The sequence below is a fragment of the Pseudarthrobacter sp. R1 genome (assembly GCF_024494415.1).
Classification (GTDB): Bacteria; Actinomycetota; Actinomycetes; order Actinomycetales; family Micrococcaceae; genus Arthrobacter.
The window spans coordinates 1-4,045 of the sequence record NZ_JAMKFI010000052.1; the positions used below are offsets into that span (position 1 = coordinate 1).

The window sequence follows — 4,045 nt, forward strand, 5'->3', positions numbered from 1 at the left end:
GCCCGGCCGGGGATGCGTCGGTAACTTCAGAAGTCGAGACACTGCCGGTGCCGTAGCCGGCCTGCCTGGCCAACTCCATCAAGGTTGGCACCACGGCGCCTTTGGCATCCACCCCGAGGGCAGCGTTAAAGGTCTTCACACCGGAGGCCCAGGCGGTGGCCGCTGCGGCGGAATCGGTGACAGGGCGCTGCTTGAAGTCAGCCTGCCCGGGCTGGCCGGAGTTTTTCTGCACAGCGTAGGTGCTGACAGTGCCGTGGGCCGGGAGGGTTTCCATCACCAGTTTGCCGCCGGCACCGTAGAAACGTTCCCTGCCGGCAGCGACTTGGGTGGGGCCCATGCCGTCACCAAGCAGGTAAATAACATTCTTTGCTGTGGCCGGCGCCGGCGTCGGCTTGGTCGCGGTAAAGGCCGCGTACCAGATCAGCCCGGTTGCCACGACGGCTGCCAGGACAATCCAAATGATCCTGTGTCTTTTCGGTACAGGGTCGACGGGCGTGACGTCGGGCGGAATTTGTGCCATCGGCGGGTGCTTTTCTCTTCAGGGGCGGGGTCCATGTCGCCTTAGCCTGCAACCGTACCGCGGCCGTAGCCCACCCAAGCGTTTGTCGAGTCAATGGAATGAGATCCATTCAGAAAGAATACGGCCGTTTACCATCCATCGAACCAGTCCAGGACCACTCAGCCTTCATCCATCTGGCCCGCCCGGCCTTACTGACCGGTGCGCCCACCTATGGGTCGTGTCCCAGAGGCAGCCCGTGAACAGGAGCCTCTCCACGAGCGCCGGCGGAATCGCCCGCGCCTGAGGTATCCCCCCAACAGCTCACCATACCGGCCGTCCAGGAAGGATCGAACCTGTCCTACGCGATGCAGTGGCTGACCTTCGGAATACTGGCGTTCGTCGGCTTCGGCTACACCGCCGCCAGCAGGCCCGCATCTCCCCGCGAGGAGCGCGAAGAAGAGGACGGTGGCCCGACCGAGCCCGTCCGGGACGCCCGCCGGGAGGCCAAAGAGCACAAGCGCAACCGCGCCAGCGAGGAAGAGGACGCCCTTCTGGATCGCATGGGGATCTGAAACTCCACCCTCCTGCCAGCCCGGTTTTTACATGGTACACCCCTGGATGTACTCTGGGGGAATGGAAACCCTCATGCATGCCCCGGTGCTTGCCCGGTTCGGCTACGCGGTCTCGGATCCCACCCGCGCCAAGGTCCTGCTGGCACTGGCGGATGCCCCCGCGTATCCGTCCGACTTGGCGGAGTCCCTGGGCGTCTCACGGCAGAGCATGTCCAACCACCTGACCTGCCTGCGTGGTTGTGGCTTGGTAGTGGCCGTTCCGGACGGCCGCCGGACGCGGTATGAACTTGCCGACCGCCGGCTGGGCCATGCAATTAGGGACCTGATCGGGGTGGTACTGGCCGTTGACCCGGCCTGCTGTGCTGCTGACGGGGCGTGCGTGGCATGAGCGCTGCAGTCCAGCTCACGCCAGACCTCCACCGCCGGGCAGTACTGAGCCGCCGGATCCGTTTCTTCGCGGCCGCGACCATCACCTACAACGTTATCGAAGCGGTCGCAGCACTCTGGGCGGGCAACGTCGCGGATTCCTCTGCCCTCATCGGCTTTGGCCTTGACTCGGTGATCGAGGTCGCTTCCGCGGTTGCCTTGTCCTGGCAGTTCTGGGGCAAGGACCAGGAACGGCGCGAGCACCTAACACTGCGGATCATCGCCTTCTCCTTCTTCGCCCTGGCCCTGTTCGTCACCGCGGACTCCGTCCGGTCTTTGACCGGCGGCGGCGAAGCTAAGCACTCCACACCGGGCATCGTGATCGCCGCGTTGTCCCTGGCGATCATGCCGGTCCTGTCCTGGCTACAGCGCCGCGCCGGGCGCGAACTTGGCTCCCGCACGGCCGTCGCCGACTCAAAGCAGACTCTGCTGTGCACCTATCTTTCCGCGGTTCTCCTGGTCGGGCTGGTGTTGAACAGCAGGCTCGGGTGGTGGTGGGCAGACGCCGGCGCGGCACTGGTCATCGCCGCGATCGCCGTCAGGGAAGGCATCAACGCCTGGAAGGGGGATGCCTGTTGCAATGTCCCGCACATGGAGGGAGGAAACGGGCCGGCAGTCGCTGACACGTGCTGCGAGCCCTCAGGACTGGACGGCGGGGAAACCGAGACCGGTGCAACACTCCCCCACGCCGGCAGTTCTCATGCCGGGATACAGGTGAAGGCGCCGTGCTGCGAAGGCTGCCATACCGGGCGGGCACCACAACCCGGGCCTCACGTCATGACCCTTCCCCTCCAGCGACGGGAAGACTGAACTGTGTTCTACGCTGCGCACCATACCGGGCTACCCAAGTTCCGGACCTGCGCTGGAGTTTATCCGCGCTGCGTGCACGGCTGAAGGCATCGGTCCGGAGCTGGTGCCAGGAGACTGCTGAAATATCCGCTCGTTGTTGGCTCCGGGCAGTGTCTTCGCATTTCTGGCCAAGAACAGGGGGCGGTTGTTCCCGGATTCGATGATGGAGGATCTGTTCCCGTCGCGGCAGGGCCGGCCGTCAGTTCCCGCTTCGGTGATCGGTTCGGTGCTGGTGCTGGTGCTGCAGGCGTTGCAGGGGCTCTCTGACCGGGAAACGGCCGAGGCTTTAACGTTTGATCTGCGGTGGAAGCCCGCGTGCGGGTACGGGCTGACCGATACGGCGTTCCATCCGAGCACCCTGACGTACTGGCGCCGGCGGCGGGCGGCATCGAAGAACCCGCACCGGAATGGAAGCGATCGCCGAAGTCATCGCCGAAACCGGTGTCCTGCAGGGCAAGCGCCGCCGGGCAGTGGATTCAAAGGTTCTTGATGACGCCGTCTCCCGGCAGGACACGATCACGCAGCTGATCGCCGCGTCCGCCGCTTCGGCCGCGACGTTCCTGGCGGACAGGAGCTGGTCGCCACCCACGCCGCGGGAGTATGACCACAGCCGTACCGGCAAACCGGACATCGCAAGGGATGACCAGGACGCCAAAGACGGGCTGACCTCCGCGCTGGTCACCGACGCCCTCGCCCTGCTCGCCGCGGTCGATCCCGAAACTTTGGAGGGCAAGCCCGCTGATGCGTACGCGCTGCTGGCCCTGGTTGCCCGCCTTTGGCCCGAACTGGGTGTCCCGGGTTCTGGCGGTTGTGCGGTCGCATATGCGGGACCCAACATCACCGGGGCAGTGATGCTGATTGTCCTTGAGGCCCTGATGGTCTCCGGTCGCTGGGTGCAGTGGGTCTACCAGTTGCAGAATCTGGCAGGGACGTTCCTCGTGCCCGGCTAGAGCACCGGCAGTATCTGGCGCTGAGATACCGGAGACCCCCTGCCGCTGCCTTTAGCCCTGCATTCCGCCGGTGCAGACGGCGCCGGGTTCGGGGGTCTGCGGGCCCTGACGGTATCTCTTGATGAACGGGGCGAGGCGTTCGTCATTGCTGGCCTGCAGCGCGAGCTGCTTTCCCCAGGCCGTGGCCACAATCGGAGCTTCCTGGCCGGGAACCGGGCTGAGCAGGAGGTAAGGCTGCGCCTGCGCGACGGCGGTCAGTTCGGCGATCTTATCCTCTCCCAGGTCGGGACGGTAGGAGAGCCACAAGGCGCCGTGTTCGAGGGAATGCACTGCCCGTGTCTGCTCTACCGGGGCGGTGTAGATCCCGCAGTTGGTCCAGACCGGTGCGTGGTCCCCACCGGTGGCCGGGGTCCGCGGGTAGCTGACAGGATCGACCGTGTGGTTTCGTGACTGGTCCGGGAAGTCCTGTTCACCCTCTATCGGGCGGGACGCTGCGGCGCTGGCTTCCTCGCGCTGGCGCACCTCGCCAACCACCACAAACGCCACGGCCCCGATGATGGAGGCTGCGACGAAGGCGGCGGTCCCGTAGATCAGCCAGGCCTTTCGGCGGTCCCTGGCACGCTGTTTCGCTTGAAGTGCCTTCAGGATCGCCTGTCGATCCTCCTGGGGTGTCCGCGGCTGGGGCATCACTGGGCTCGCTTTCGTCGGTAGTGTATGGCCGGAGCGGGTGCTGGTTGTCAGAGTCGGGC

Annotated in this window: 7 protein-coding genes; 5 read left to right on the forward strand and 2 right to left on the reverse strand. The window is 65.5% G+C overall.

Going from position 1 to position 4,045, the window contains the following annotated elements; genetic code table 11:
• Positions 1 to 520, reverse strand: a 520-nt coding sequence (locus tag M8J71_RS23015) for an alkaline phosphatase (RefSeq protein ID WP_256250187.1), incomplete at its 3' end; no start/stop codon positions are given.
• 344 nt (positions 521 to 864) lie between these two features.
• On the opposite strand from M8J71_RS23015, the gene M8J71_RS23020 reads away from it, so the two are divergent.
• From M8J71_RS23020 to M8J71_RS23035, 5 genes are all read left to right on the forward strand, one after another.
• A complete protein-coding gene (locus M8J71_RS23020; protein ID WP_256250188.1) occupies positions 865 to 1,071 on the forward strand; it encodes a hypothetical protein in 207 nt (68 codons plus the stop codon).
• Positions 1,072 to 1,132: 61 nt separating this feature from the next.
• Positions 1,133 to 1,459: an ArsR/SmtB family transcription factor gene (locus M8J71_RS23025; protein WP_256250189.1), complete on the forward strand. Its 327-nt coding sequence runs from the start codon at positions 1,133 to 1,135 to the stop codon at positions 1,457 to 1,459.
• Positions 1,456 to 2,307, forward strand: coding sequence for a cation transporter (locus M8J71_RS23030; RefSeq protein ID WP_256250190.1), 852 nt, complete (start codon positions 1,456 to 1,458; stop codon positions 2,305 to 2,307). The genes M8J71_RS23025 and M8J71_RS23030 overlap by 4 nt, the downstream gene beginning before the upstream one ends.
• A gap of 202 nt (positions 2,308 to 2,509) precedes the next feature.
• The gene (locus tag M8J71_RS23770; RefSeq protein ID WP_374114893.1) at positions 2,510 to 2,836 is read left to right on the forward strand and encodes a transposase; all 327 of its coding nucleotides are present in this window, start codon (positions 2,510 to 2,512) and stop codon (positions 2,834 to 2,836) included.
• Positions 2,754 to 3,296, forward strand: a complete 543-nt coding sequence (locus M8J71_RS23035) for a hypothetical protein (RefSeq protein ID WP_256250191.1) — start codon at positions 2,754 to 2,756, stop codon at positions 3,294 to 3,296. Before M8J71_RS23770 ends, M8J71_RS23035 begins: the two co-directional genes overlap by 83 nt.
• 51 nt (positions 3,297 to 3,347) lie before the next feature.
• On the opposite strand, the gene M8J71_RS23040 is transcribed toward M8J71_RS23035, so the two are convergent.
• Positions 3,348 to 4,045: DUF3105 domain-containing protein (locus tag M8J71_RS23040; protein WP_308292976.1), on the reverse strand; the 698-nt coding region annotated here is incomplete at its 5' end.